Annotated in this window: 13 protein-coding genes; 4 read left to right on the plus strand and 9 right to left on the minus strand. The window is 64.9% G+C overall.

The genetic code is table 11. From position 1 onward, the window contains the following. The first annotated feature begins 22 nt into the window (after positions 1-22). Genes BJ6T_RS33030 through BJ6T_RS33040 form a run of 3 tightly spaced genes read left to right on the plus strand, consistent with a single transcriptional unit; the run spans position 23 to position 3,260 of the window. Entirely contained in the window at positions 23-1,345 is a 1,323-nt protein-coding gene (locus BJ6T_RS33030; protein WP_014496917.1) for an MFS transporter, read from the plus strand. Positions 1,346-1,348: 3 nt separating this feature from the next. Next, positions 1,349-2,011 carry a sulfite oxidase-like oxidoreductase gene (locus BJ6T_RS33035; RefSeq protein ID WP_014496918.1) on the plus strand — a complete coding sequence of 221 codons (663 nt, stop codon included), beginning with the start codon at positions 1,349-1,351 and terminating at the stop codon, positions 2,009-2,011. Between the two features lie 25 nt (positions 2,012-2,036). Then, positions 2,037-3,260 (plus strand): bifunctional alpha/beta hydrolase/OsmC family protein, encoded by a 1,224-nt coding sequence (locus BJ6T_RS33040; protein WP_014496919.1) that lies wholly within the window; start codon positions 2,037-2,039, stop codon positions 3,258-3,260. Positions 3,261-3,321: 61 nt separating this feature from the next. Here BJ6T_RS33040 and pdxR read toward each other — a convergent pair whose 3' ends face one another. After that, positions 3,322-4,749, minus strand: a complete 1,428-nt coding sequence (pdxR, locus tag BJ6T_RS33045) for a MocR-like pyridoxine biosynthesis transcription factor PdxR (protein WP_080593907.1) — start codon at positions 4,747-4,749, stop codon at positions 3,322-3,324. Between the two features lie 101 nt (positions 4,750-4,850). Between pdxR and BJ6T_RS33050 the strand changes: the two genes are divergently transcribed. After that, the gene (locus BJ6T_RS33050; RefSeq protein WP_014496921.1) at positions 4,851-5,765 is read left to right on the plus strand and encodes a DMT family transporter; all 915 of its coding nucleotides are present in this window, start codon (positions 4,851-4,853) and stop codon (positions 5,763-5,765) included. Here BJ6T_RS33050 and BJ6T_RS33055 read toward each other — a convergent pair. From BJ6T_RS33055 to paaB, 8 genes are all read right to left on the minus strand, one after another. After that, positions 5,744-6,802: a YeeE/YedE family protein gene (locus BJ6T_RS33055; protein WP_014496922.1), complete on the minus strand. Its 1,059-nt coding sequence runs from the start codon at positions 6,800-6,802 to the stop codon at positions 5,744-5,746. The genes BJ6T_RS33050 and BJ6T_RS33055 overlap by 22 nt on opposite strands. A 2-nt stretch (positions 6,803-6,804) precedes the next feature. Continuing rightward, positions 6,805-7,809, minus strand: coding sequence for a quinone oxidoreductase family protein (locus tag BJ6T_RS33060; RefSeq protein WP_014496923.1), 1,005 nt, complete (start codon positions 7,807-7,809; stop codon positions 6,805-6,807). A 180-nt stretch (positions 7,810-7,989) separates the two neighbouring features. Beyond that, complete coding sequence (gene paaK / locus BJ6T_RS33065; RefSeq protein ID WP_014496924.1) at positions 7,990-9,321, minus strand: phenylacetate--CoA ligase PaaK; 1,332 nt, start codon at positions 9,319-9,321, stop codon at positions 7,990-7,992. A gap of 45 nt (positions 9,322-9,366) precedes the next feature. After that, positions 9,367-9,816 (minus strand): hydroxyphenylacetyl-CoA thioesterase PaaI, encoded by a 450-nt coding sequence (paaI, locus tag BJ6T_RS33070; RefSeq protein ID WP_014496925.1) that lies wholly within the window; start codon positions 9,814-9,816, stop codon positions 9,367-9,369. A 55-nt stretch (positions 9,817-9,871) separates the two neighbouring features. After that, complete coding sequence (gene paaE, locus BJ6T_RS33075) at positions 9,872-10,954, minus strand: 1,2-phenylacetyl-CoA epoxidase subunit PaaE (RefSeq protein ID WP_014496926.1); 1,083 nt, start codon at positions 10,952-10,954, stop codon at positions 9,872-9,874. A gap of 2 nt (positions 10,955-10,956) precedes the next feature. Beyond that, on the minus strand, positions 10,957-11,460 hold the full coding sequence (paaD, locus tag BJ6T_RS33080; protein ID WP_014496927.1) for a 1,2-phenylacetyl-CoA epoxidase subunit PaaD: 504 nt from the start codon (positions 11,458-11,460) through the stop codon (positions 10,957-10,959). Then, complete coding sequence (gene paaC / locus BJ6T_RS33085; RefSeq protein ID WP_014496928.1) at positions 11,454-12,230, minus strand: 1,2-phenylacetyl-CoA epoxidase subunit PaaC; 777 nt, start codon at positions 12,228-12,230, stop codon at positions 11,454-11,456. The genes paaD and paaC overlap by 7 nt, the downstream gene beginning before the upstream one ends. After that, the gene (gene paaB, locus BJ6T_RS33090; protein WP_014496929.1) at positions 12,230-12,517 is read right to left on the minus strand and encodes a 1,2-phenylacetyl-CoA epoxidase subunit PaaB; all 288 of its coding nucleotides are present in this window, start codon (positions 12,515-12,517) and stop codon (positions 12,230-12,232) included. Before paaB ends, paaC begins: the two co-directional genes overlap by 1 nt. Positions 12,518-12,523 lie beyond the last annotated feature (6 nt).

The following is a 12,523-nucleotide window of genomic DNA, read 5'->3' on the forward strand; positions in this document are numbered from 1 at the left end:
GACCAACGGAGAGAGGCCGGACGTGACAGAGCAAGCAACCCTACCGGCCTCTGATTACATCGACCTCGCCGACGCCGAGCGGCGGATCAAGGCGATCTTCATCGGCTCGATCGGCAATCTCGTCGAGTGGTACGATTTTTACGCCTATACGGCGTTCGCGCTCTATTTCGCTCCGGCCTTCTTCCCCGGCAACGACCCCGTCGTCCAGCAATTGAACGTCGCCGTCGTGTTCGCGGCGACCTTCCTTATGCGCCCCCTGGGCGGCTGGCTGTTCGGCTACATCGCGGACCATTTCGGCCGTCGCATCTCGCTGACCTTGTCGGTCGTCTTCATGTGCTTCGGCTCGCTGATCATCGCGCTGACGCCGACCTATGCGACCATCGGTTTCGCCGCGCCGGTCATCCTGGCGCTCGCCCGCGTCATCGAGGGCCTGAGCCTCGGCGGCGAATATGGTGCCAGCGCCACTTACCTGAGCGAGGTCGCCGATCCCAAGCATCGCGGTTTCTATTCGAGCTTTCAATACGTCACCCTGATCGGCGGCCAGCTCACCGCGATCATCGTGCTGCTGCTCCTGCAAAAGGTCTTCCTCACGCCGGAGGAGCTCAAGGCCTGGGGCTGGCGCATCCCGTTCGCGATCGGCGCGGCGCTGGCGATCTTTGCCGCGGTGATGCGGCGCAATCTGCACGAGACCGAGGCCTTCGAGGAAGCCAAGAAGGTGGTGAAGCCGACCGGCTCGATCACCAATTTGCTGCGCTACCCCCGCGAGCTGCTTCTGGTGGTCGGCCTCACGGCGGGCGGGACCGCGGCGTTCTACACCTTCACCACCTACATGCAGACCTTCGTCAAGCTCTCGGTCGGGCTGACCGAGGACCAGACCACTTTCGTGATCTTCGGCACGCTGATCTTCGCGACCATCCTCCAGCCGATCTACGGCGCGATCTCCGACAAGATCGGCCGCAAGCCGCTGCTGATCTTCTTCGGCGTCGCCGGCACGCTCGCGACCGTGCCGCTGCTGATGACGCTGAAGGAGACCAAGTCGCCTGTTATGGCCTTCATCCTGATCTGCGCCGCCTGGCTGTTCGTCGCCGGCTACACCTCGATCAACGCCGTGGTGAAGGCCGAGCTGTTCCCGACCAATGTCCGCGCCCTCGGTGTCGGCCTGCCCTACGCCATCACGGTCTCGATCTTCGGCGGCACGGCGCCGGCGATCGCGCTCTATTTCAAGAGCATCGGGCACGAGGAGTGGTTCTATTACTATCTCGCCGGCGTCATCTGCCTGTCGCTGATCATCTATTCCACCATGCGTGACACCAAGCACGCCTCCGCGATGCATCGCCACGAGTAGCTCATGGCCGACGACAACGAGCCGCCCGACAGCAAGCTGACGCGCACCAAGGAGAAATGGGCGCGCGAAGGCCGCTTCCTCACCGGCCGCGTTACGCGACCGGAGGATCAGCGGCTGCCGCCAGGCCAGCATCTCACCAAGGACTGGCCAGTGCTCGATCTCGGAGTCGTGCCGCCGGTTTCGCGCGAACGCTGGCGGCTCGACGTTTACGGCGCGATCGAGACCCCCGTGTTCTGGACCTTTGCCGAATTCGCGGCGCAGAAGCAGGCGCAGATCACCTCCGACATCCATTGCGTGACGACCTGGTCGCGCTACGACAATGAGTGGGAAGGCCTCGCCACGCGCGAGTTGCTTGCGGCTTGCCAGCCGCGCGAGGACGCGCGCTTCGTGGTCCTGCATTCCCATGACGGCTACACCACCAACCTCACGCTGGAAGACTTTGCCGCCGAAGACGCGCTGCTCGCCCACAGCTGGTCGGGTCAGCCGCTGACCGAAGAGCACGGCGGCCCGGTACGGCTCGTCGTGCCGCATCTGTATTTCTGGAAGAGCGCCAAATGGCTTCAGGCCATCGAATTCCTGACCGAGGACGCGCCAGGCTTCTGGGAAGTCCGCGGCTATCATAACCGCGGCGATCCCTGGGCCGAGCAGCGTTATTCAGCCGATTAGGTTCAAGCAAGGACGGGAGAAGCCCATGCCGACCGAACGCTTTCAATTCACCGGCGAAGGTAGCCATCAACTAGCCGCCGCGCTGGAACTGCCGGATGGCGAGCCCAGGGCCTACGCGCTGTTCGCGCACTGCTTCACCTGCGGCAAGGACACGCTGGCAGCAAAACGCATCTCGGTCGCGCTCGCCGCCAAGGGCATCGCGGTGCTGCGCTTCGACTTCACCGGGCTCGGCTCCAGCGAAGGCGATTTTGCCAATTCGACGTTCTCCTCCAACGTCGCCGACCTCGTGCACGCCGCCGATCATCTGCGCAAGGTTCGTACGGCGCCGTCGATCCTGATCGGCCACAGCCTGGGTGGTGCCGCGATCCTCGCAGCCGCCGGAAGGATGCCGGAAGCCAAGGCGGTCGTGACCATCGCGGCGCCGTCCGATCCCGCTCACGTCACCGGTCTGTTCAGCGAGCATCTCGACAGCATCCGTGCGCAGGGCGAAGTCGAGGTCTCGCTCGCGGGACGCCCGTTCCGGATCAAGCGCGAATTCCTCGACGACATCGCCGAGCAAGAACTGATGAAGGACATCACCGGCCTGCACAAGGCCCTGCTGGTGATGCAGTCCCCTGTCGACGACACCGTCGGCATCGACAATGCGACCAAGATTTTCGTTGCGGCCAGACACCCCAAGAGCTTCGTCTCGCTCGACCATGCCGATCATCTCCTGACCAAGCCGGCCGACGCCCTCTACGCGGCCGACGTGATCGCGGCCTGGGCCAGCCGCTACATCGATGCCGCGAAGCCCGCGAAGGCGATGGATCTCGCGGAAGAGCCGCGCAGAGTGGTGGTGCAGGAGACCCGCAAAAGCAAGTTCAACCAGGCCATCACCGTCGGCCCGCATCATCTGGTGGCGGACGAGCCGATTGCGGCCGGCGGCGAGGATGCCGGCCCCGGCCCCTATGACTTCCTGCTGGCCGGCCTTGGTGCCTGCACCTCCATGACCATGCGCCTCTATGCTGATCGCAAATCGCTGCCGCTCGATCGCGTCACGGTCACGCTGAAGCACTCCAAGATCTACGCCAAGGACTGCGCGGAGTGCGAGACGCGCGATGGCATGCTCGACCAGATCGAACGCGACATCGCAATCGATGGCGCGCTCGATGCGGAGCAGCGCAAGAAGCTGATGGAGATCGCCGACAAGTGTCCGGTGCACCGGACGCTGACCTCGGAGATCCGCATCGTGACGAAGGCCGTAGACTAGCGGCTTATTGTTTGAGCATGATCTTTTCGGAAAACCGCTTCACACTTTTCCGGATCATGCTCTAGAAGCACGACGCCATCGTCCGCACCGCCGCGCTGATCTCATTCTCGCGCCAGGCCGCGAAGCCGAGCAGCAGGCCATGGTCGCGTGGACGGCCGAGCGCAAGGCTGGACAGGGCCCGAGTTTCGACGCCTGCCGCGACCAGCCGCTGCACCGCTGCCTGGTCGGCGCGACCGCGCTTGAGGCGAGCGACCAACTGGATGCCGCCCGAGGGCACTTCGGCGGAGAGAACTTCGCCCAGATGGCGCTCCAGTCCCTCGACGAGGTGATCGCGGCGCGCGTGATAGAGCCGCCGCATCCGGCGCAGATGCGCGAGAAAATGCCCGTCTGCGATGAACTCCGCCAGCGCTTCCTGGACGTGGCTGGAGGCGATCAGCCCAATGTGCCGCTGTGCGATCTCCAGGGTGCCGACCAGCCCTGGTGGCACAACGACGTAGCCGAGCCGGATATCCGACGTCATCGCCTTCGAAAACGTTCCGACATAGAACACGCGGCCATGGGCGTCTAACCCCTGCAGGGCCGGCACCGGCCGGCTGTCATAATGGAATTCACCATCGTAATCGTCTTCGACGATCCAGGTCTCGCCCGGCCTGCTCATGGCCAAGAATTCAGTGCGGCGCGCGAGCGACATCAGCCGCCCGGTCGGGTGCTGGTGCGAGGGTGTCATAAAGATGAGCTTTGGTGCGGACATGCCCGGCATCCGCTGCATGCCCTGCTCATCCAGCTTCATCCCCATCACGCGCGCGCCGGAGGCACGGAAGGCCGCCGCAGCGCCGGGATAGCCGGGGTCCTCGACCCAGACATCGTCGCCGGGCGTGATGAGCGCAGCCGCAATCAGGGTCAGCGCGGCCTGCGCGCTCGGCAGGATCAGGATCTGGTCCGCGGTGGCGCGGACGCCCCTGCTGGCGGCCAGATAATGCGCCAGCGCCTGGCGCAGGCGCGTCCGGTTGACCGGTCCAAGCTCACGCTTGGCTGCGCGCACCGCGCTGCGGCGCAGGCAGCGGGCCCACACTTCGTGCGGAAATTCCCGCGCATCTCCATGCCCCGGGCGCAAGGGTTTTAGCGGCGCCTGATAGGACATCGGCCAGTCGGTCTGCTTGAGCTTCGACGCCCAGGGCGAGAGCCGCGGCTTGCCAGAGCGGACGCTCGGTGCGACGGCACCCACCTCTTCGTTACGGCCGCCGTCGGCCGTAACCATGGGACGACGACCGTGCGACGCCTCGAGATATCCCTCGGCGGCGAGCTGCTCGAAGGCATAGGTGACGGTGTTGCGCGAGACGCCGAGATCGCTCGCAAGCCGGCGGCTCGATGGCAGCGCGCGGCCTTTGCCGAGACGACCGGTCGCGATCAGGTTTCGCAGCTGGCTCGTCAGTTGCGCCACCAGCCCCTCGTCGTCGGTCCGCTTCAGCTCGATCAGGGCGGAGACCAACACCTTCCGAAACTGGCACCTTATTCCTTTCCAATCTGGCACTTTTTCGGGTGCCACTCCGGATGCTATCCGCCGGACTGGACTGCTTCAAGGATTTTGCGATGAACTCCCTCTCGTCCCGCGCGGCTGTCGGCCTGTTCCTCATCGTCGTGCTGGCCTGGGGCGTGAACTGGTCGGTGACGAAGCAACTCGTCCAGTTCCTTCCGCCACTATGGACCTCGGCGATCCGGAGCTGGATCGCGCTGGCCGGATTGTTCGTGATCCTCGGGCTGAGCAACAATCTGATGATCCCGGAGCGGCGCGACATTCCGGTGATCCTGAGCGTCGCGCTGCTGCACATGACGGTGTTCTCGGTCCTGGTTGCGGCCGGTGTGCGCTTCCTGCCCGCGAGCAAGGCCATCGTGCTCGGCTACACCACGCCACTCTGGGTCGCGATCGCCGCGCCCCTGCTGGCGAAAGATACGCTGACCGCGCCAAAACTCGCCGGCGCCCTGCTCGGACTGATCGGCCTCGCCGTGATCCTGAACCCGGCATCGATCGACTGGACCAATGGCAACGTCGTGCTCGGCGCCGGCATGGTCATCCTGGCCGCGATCTCATGGGCCGCGAACATCATCTATATTCGCGCGCATCACTGGATCGCGTCGCCGCTCCAGCTCCTGATCTGGCAGGTGCTCGTGGCAACCATCGTGCTGACCGGATCGGCCGTGGTCACGGATGGCCTGCCGCACACGGAATGGTCGTGGAAGCTCGTGCTGCTGTTCCTGTATTCCGGCCTGATCGGGACCGCGCTGGCCTATTGGGCGATGTCGATGGTCAACAAGAGCATCTCGGCCCTGACGACCTCGCTCGGCACCACCGGGACGCCGCTCGTCGGCATCGCCAGCGCGGCGATCCTGCTGGGCGAGCCGATCGACATGAGCCTTGCCGTTGCGGCCGGACTGATCGTCACCGGCATCGGTCTTGCGACGCTGGGCGACCGGCTGCTGCGCGGTCAGGCCACCGCGAGCGGCTGAACCCGCAGTGCACCGCGCAGACCGGCCGTCGTGCCGAGCAGGATGCCGGCGACCGCGACGAACGAGCCCAAAGCGAGCGTCGATACGCCGGTGAGCCCCTGCCCGATCGAGCAGCCGAACGCCATCACGCCGCCGGTCCCCATCAGCGCGGCGCCACCGGCAGACCGCAGCATGTGGCGCGGCGAGGAATAACCTTCGAGGTGGAAACGGCCCGTAGCGAGCGCGGTGACGAGGCTGCCGGCGAGAACGCCGGCCACGGTGGCGATGCCGAAGTTGAGCGTCAGACCGGTCGAGAGCATGACGTATTGCAGGCTATCGGCGATCGGCGCGACGAAGGTCAGCGAGGTCACCGGGATCGGATTGAAATCGTCGGCACCGAGATATCCGGTGACGAACCAGCCGCTGGCGACCAGAAGCCCGACGACGACACCGGCTGCAATCTGGCCCGGCGAACGCCTGAACGCCGGGTGCGCGAACGCAAACAGGATCAGCGCAACAACGATTACAGCAGCGCCCAGCGCGCGCGAGACCGCGTCGCCGGGACCGAGCGTCGCCAACAGTGACGGCAGCGAATTGGCGTTGACGGTCGTTTGCGAGGCCTGAACCAGCGCAATGCGCACCGGCGCGATCAGGCCCTTGAGCGTCATCTGCGCGGCGATGGCGAGCACGATCACGACGACGAAGGAACGGAGATTGCCGCGGCCGAGCAGCACCAGCGCCCGCGAGCCGCAGCCATTCGACAACACCATGCCGTAGCCGAACAACAGGCCGCCGAGGAACAGCACCGGCACCGAGAAGGATTGTTGCAGATAGATCGACTTGCCGAGATCGACCATGCCGCTACCGGCAAGGAATTGGCTCGCAGCAACCGCAACAGCAATCGCCATCGCAAAGGTCCGCACCAGCCGCCCGTCTCCCTCGGCCAGCCAGCCGCGCATGCTGCTCATCAGGCAGAACCCGCTTAGCAGTCCGACGGCGCCATAGATGAGCCCGATGACGAGGCCGGCAAGGATGACGAGTTGGGCGGACGAATCCATGGTCAAGGCTTCAGGATCACGCGATCCCGCGACGAACCGGCGACGGCGACATAGGCCTCCTTGGCGCGCTCCAGCGGATAGACGGCATTCGGCTTGATCGGGAACGGCTTCAGGTGCCCGCTCGCAAAGCCGGGGCCGAGGTCGCGCAGCACGGCGCCGGTTGCGGCCGAGGACAGCCCGAGCGTGTCGATGCCGACATAAGTGTGTTGCCCGCGGTAGAATTCGAGAATGTTGAACTGCACGATGCGGTCGATTGCGGCGATCAGGATCTGGCGGCCGCGCAATCCGAGCGACTTGTGCGCGGCCTGGAAATAGGGATCGCCGACCGTGTTGAAGACGATGTCGGCCCCCTTGCCGCCGGTCAGTTCGCGCACGTGCGTGGCGACATCGGTCGCCGAGGCGTCAATCACCTCGATGGCCGCGTTGGCATGGCCCTCATAGGCTTCCGCCTTGCGCACCACGCCGATGACGCGCGCGCCCTGCCAGGTCGCGATCTGGACCGCGGCCTGCCCGACCTTGCCGTTGACGCCGAACACCAGCACGGTTTCGCCGGGCTTCGGAATGCCGGCGCGGCGAAAGCCCTCCATTGCGGTGACGAAGGGCACGCCGATGCCGGCGGCCTCCTCCCAGGACACCGTCTTCGGCTTCTCTACCACGGCGTCGGCTTCGACGACGAGATGGCTGGCGTGGGTGCCGTCACGGCGGATGCCGAGATCGCCGGAGGAGCCGAACACCTCGCGGCCGACCGTATCGGCCGGCCCGTCAATCACCACGCCGGCATAATCGCGGCCGGGCGTGCGGGGGAAGACCGCATAGGGCATCAGCCCGGTCGCGGCCTTCACATCGGACGGGTTGACGGCGGCGGCCCTTATCTCGATCAGGAGATCCTTCGGACCGCGCGCGAGCATATGACGCTCGATCAGCGGCGCGATCGCCGCAGCATTATCGGCCTTGGCATCGAGGCGGACGCAGCGCGCTTCGACGGTTTTGCGATCGGCTGATGACATCGAAAGACCCACGATTTCTCGCGGGCCTTGTCGCCTTTGGGACCGGTCAAGTCAACCGCTTCCCCTCATCCTGAAGAGCCGCGCGAGCGGCGTCTCGAAGGATGCAGGCCCGCGCTGCAGCATCCAGTCCTTCATGGTTCGAGACGGCGCTACGCGCCTCCTCACCATGAGGGGTAAGACCTAATCCTTCGGCCGCTTGTCGTAGAGGCGCTTTGCCTTGCCCAGCGAGCGCTCCAGCGTGGCCGGCGCGACCACGCGCACCTGGGAACTGATGCCGATGGTATTCTTGATGTGGGTGGAGATGCGGTCGGCGTGATCGACCAGCCCCCGGCCATCCCAGCTTTCCGGCCGCGCCTCGGCGATGATGGTCAGCTCATCCATGCGGCCTTCGCGGGTGAGTTCAAGAATGAAATGCCCGCCGCACCAATCGGTCGCGAGCAGCACCTCCTCGATCTGGGTCGGGAACAGATTGACGCCGCGCAGGATGATCATGTCGTCGGAACGGCCCGTCACCTTCTCCATCCGCCGCATGCCCGGCCGCGCCGTGCCCGGTAGCAGCCGCGTCAAGTCACGGGTGCGATAGCGGACCACCGGGAAAGCTTCCTTGGTCAGCGAGGTGAAGACCAGCTCGCCCTTCGCGCCATCCGGCAGCACCGCGCCAGTCTCCGGGTCGATCACCTCGGGATAAAAATGGTCCTCCCAGATGTGCAGGCCGTCCTTGGTTTCGATGCATTCCTGCGCGACGCCCGGGCCGATCACCTCCGAGAGGCCATAGATGTCGGTCGCGTCCATGTCGAAGGCGTCCTCGATCTCCCCGCGCATGGCATTGGTCCAGGGCTCGGCACCGAAGATGCCGACCTTGAGCGAGCATTGGCGCGGGTCGAGCTTCTGGCGCTTGAACTCGTCGAGGATCGCCAGCATGTAGCTCGGCGTCACCGTGATGATGTCGGGCCGGAAGTCGTTGATGAGCTGCACCTGCCGCTCGGTCATGCCGCCGGAGATCGGCACCACGGTGCAACTAAGTTTCTCGGCACCGTAGTGCACGCCTAATCCGCCGGTAAACAGGCCGTAGCCATAGGCATTGTGGATGATCATGCCCGTGCGGCCGCCGGCGGCACGAATCGAGCGCGCCATCACCTCCGACCAGGTGTCGATGTCGCGTTGCGTATAGCCTACCACGATCGGCTTTCCCGTGGTGCCGGAGGACGCATGCACGCGCACCAGCTTTTCGCGGGGCACGGCGAACATGTTGAAGGGATAATTGTCGCGCAGATCCGTCTTCACCGTGAACGGGAATTTCGCGAGATCGGAGAGTTCGCGAAAGTCGGACGGATGCACGCCGGCCTTGTCGAAGGCCTGGCGATAATGCGCGACGTTGTCATAGGCGTGCTTCAGTGACCAAGCCAGCCGCTGCTTTTGCAGCGCCATGATCTCGTCGCGTGACGCGCGCTCGTGCGCGTCCATCTCGGCACTATAGGCGTTGCCACCTTCCTTGAGCCTCGTCAGAGCCATGCTCGTTTCCCCACATTGGTTGGTTCTTTTATTGGTTGGTTCGTTTTATTGATCTTGCGTCGGCAGCCACGCGCCGGGAATGACACGCGAATGCCCGCGGAATTCCGCGATGACGGCATCGCCCACTGTCACACGCACATCGTAGATGCCTGAGCGTCCGCCACGGCTGACCTCGCGCGCTTTCGCAACGAGGCGGTCGCCAAGCTTGCCCGGCTTGATGAAGGTGATCTGGCCCTGCGCCGCCACGACGCGTTCATTGTGCGAATTGCAGGCAAACGCGAAGGCGGAATCGGCCAGCGTGAAGATGAAGCCGCCATGGGCGATGCGCTGGCCGTTGACCATGTCCGGCCGCACATTCATCGCCAGCGTCGCGAAGCCCGCACCGATCTCGACGATTTCCATGCCGAGACCCTTGGAGGCATCGTCCTCCGCCCACATCGCGTCGGCGCAGGCGCGGGCAATATCCTCGGGCGACAGGTTGGCTTTGACGTTCACGCGCTTCTCCCGGCCAAATGCCTGGCCATAATGCTCTGCTGCCCAGCCATAACTGTCAAACGTGATCGTAATCGACCACGACCCGCTCCGACGACGGCTTTGCCTGGCAGGTCAGGACGAAGCCGGCCTTCAACTCCCAGGGTTCCAGCGAATAGTTGATGTCCATCGGCGCCTCGCCCTCGACCAGCTTGGCGCGGCAGGTCGAGCACATGCCGCCCTTGCAGGCGAAGGGCAGATCGACGCCGGCGCGCAGCGCGGCATCGAGGATCGCCTCGTCCTCGGCAACCGGCACGTCGCGGCGCTTGCCGTCGATGATCAACGAGGCGATCGCCTTCGGCGGCGCGTCGGGTGCAACGATCTTCTTCGGCCGCGGCTTGCCGCCGAATTCGGAGACGAAGCGCTCGACGTGGATGCGCTCTTCCGCGATGCCGAGATCGCGGCAGGTCGCCTCGATCTCCTCGCTCATGCCAAGGGGACCACAGATGAAGACATGATCGACACTCGCGGCCGGCACCAGGGAGCGCAGCAGCACCCGCACCTTGTCGCCGTCGAGCCGGCCATGCAGGATCGGGATGTCCTGCTCCTCGCCGGAGATGACGTGGAAGATCGAAAGGCGATCGATGAAGCGATCCTTCAGCTCCTCGAGTGCCTCCAGGAACATGATGTTGTCGGTGGCGCGGTTGCCGTAGAACAGGAAGAAGCGGCTGTCCGGCTCGCGCGCGAGCACGCCCTTGACGATCGACAGGATCGGCGTGATGCCGGAGCCTGCGGCAAAGCCGACATGGATGCGTCCGCCATCTGCCGGCGGGATCACGCCGAAGCGTCCGGTCGGCGTCATGACGTCGAGCTCGTCGCCGCATTTGAGTTCATCCGCCGCCCAGTTCGAAAATGCTCCGCCGTCGACCTTCTTCACGGCAATGCGGATCTCGCCATCGTCAGGACCCGAGCAGATCGAATAGGAGCGCCGGACCTCCTCGCCATCCAGCATGGTGCGAAGCGTGAGGTATTGGCCGGGCGCAAAAGCGTAGTCGCCCGCGAGTTCGCCGGGGACCGCAAAGGTCATCGACACCGCGTCGGTCGCCTCGCGGCGGAGGTCGTTGACGGTCAGGCGATGAAAGCGCGGTGCGGCTGCGGACATGATCAATGACACTTGAAATAATCGAAGGGTTCGCGGCAGGCCTTGCAGCGCCACAGCGCCTTGCAGGAGGTCGAGCCGAATTCTGACAGCAGCTCGGTCTTGTCAGAGCCGCATTGCGGGCACGCGACGGCCTGCTCGCCGAACAGCGCGCGGCGCGAACTTGACGCCTGCGGTGGCGCGATTCCGTAGGCGCGCAGCTTGCGGCGGCCCTCTTCGCTCATCCAGTCGGTGGTCCAGGCCGGCGACAGCACCGTGCGGACCTTCGGACGATGGAAGCCGGCCCTCTCCAACGCGATCTCGATTTCGAGCGCGATCATGTTCATGGCCGGACAGCCCGAGTACGTCGGGGTGATCGCGACCTCGACATGATCGCCGTCGAGCACGACATCGCGGAGTACGCCGAGATCGGCGATCGTCAGCACCGGGATTTCGGGGTCAACGACGCCTGCCGCGGCGTCCCAGGCGCGCCGGCGCACCTCGCTGTCGCGCTCAAGCACCGTCACCATGTCTGCCCCGGAAAAGTACGCTGCATCGACTGCAGCTCGGACAGGAGATGACCGAGATGCTCGCTGTGACGGCCCACGCGGCCGCCCTGCTGCATCCAGTCGTTCTGCGGCAATTTGAGCGTTGCCTCGCTGACGACGTCGGAGAGCGTCGTCAGCCAGCGACCGCGCAAGGTGCCAGGATCGATGGCGATACCGGCATGGATCAGGGCGCGTTCACCGTCGTCGACGGCGAACATCTCACCGGTGAAGGCCCAGAGATGATCGATCGCGGCTTGCGCACGTCGATGGCTCTCATCGGTGCCGTCACCGAGCCGGATGATCCACTCAGAGGCATGGCGCAGATGATAGGCACTCTCCTTCTCGGACTTGGCGGCAATGGCCGCGAGCGTCGTATCGCGCGAATTCATCATCGCCCGCCAATAGAGGTCGGCGAAGGCGGAATAGAAGAACTGCCGCAGCAGGGTCTGGGCAAAGTCGCCATTCGGCTGCTCGACCAGCAGCAGGTTGCGGTACTGCCTGACGTCGCGCAGGTAGGCGAGCTTGTCCTCGTTGTTGTCCTTGCCTTCGGCCTTGGCGGCGTATGTGTAAAGCTCGCGCGCCTGGCCGATGAGGTCGAGCGCGATGTTGGAGAGCGCCATGTCCTCTTCCAGCATCGGCGCATGCCCACACCATTCCGACAGACGATGACCGAGAATCAGCGCATCGTCGGCGCGGCGCAGCGCGTAGAGCACCAGTGGTGTTTCCGAGACCTGGATGTTGGCCACAAGCATCACATGTGCCCCACTTCTTCCGGCACCTCGTAGAACGTCGGATGCCGGTAGATCTTCGATTCCGCCGGCTCGAACATCATGCCCTTCTCGGCGGGATCGCTCGCAGTGATCGCGGTCGACGGCACGACCCAGATCGACAGGCCCTCGCCGCGGCGGGTGTAGATGTCGCGCGCGGCCTGCAGTGCCATGGTGGCGTCATTCGCATGCAGCGAGCCGACATGCTTGTGCGCGAGCCCGTTGCGGCTGCGAATGAAGACTTCCCACAGCGGCGTGTTCGGCGTGGCCATCTTGAT

This window comes from Bradyrhizobium japonicum USDA 6 (genome assembly GCF_000284375.1).
GTDB classification, from domain to species: Bacteria; Pseudomonadota; Alphaproteobacteria; order Rhizobiales; family Xanthobacteraceae; genus Bradyrhizobium; species Bradyrhizobium japonicum.